The sequence below is a fragment of the Desemzia sp. FAM 23989 genome (assembly GCF_045528345.1).
In the GTDB taxonomy this organism is placed as follows: domain Bacteria; phylum Bacillota; class Bacilli; order Lactobacillales; family Carnobacteriaceae; genus Desemzia.
In genome coordinates this window covers 1-255 of the sequence record NZ_JBGQQT010000081.1, presented here as the reverse complement: position 1 = coordinate 255, position 255 = coordinate 1, and the positions used below count along the sequence as shown (strand labels likewise).

The 255-nt window shown below is 41.2% G+C and carries 1 protein-coding gene; it reads right to left on the bottom strand.

The window, feature by feature from the left end; all coding sequences use genetic code 11:
- Positions 1–255, bottom strand: a 255-nt coding sequence (locus ACEN36_RS13150; RefSeq protein ID WP_407126912.1) for a transposase, incomplete at both ends; no start/stop codon positions are given.

Genomic DNA, 255 nt, shown 5'->3' with positions numbered 1-255 from the left:
CTATCTGCACGTACCATAATAGTGCTTACTGGTGTCACAGAGTGATAATGCTCAAATAATGGACGAGTAAATGCTGCGACGCCTTTTGAGGTGTAGACATTTCCAGAACGAAGTTCTGCTTTAAGAAAGTCTCCGGTAAGACCATCAAAGGCAACGAGTGGATGATAACCGGTTGTCTGGTAATGCGCATTATAATCGGTCATTTCTTGGTTTCCAAAGGTATCACTGTGAGTAGAATCTAAATCGAAAATCATT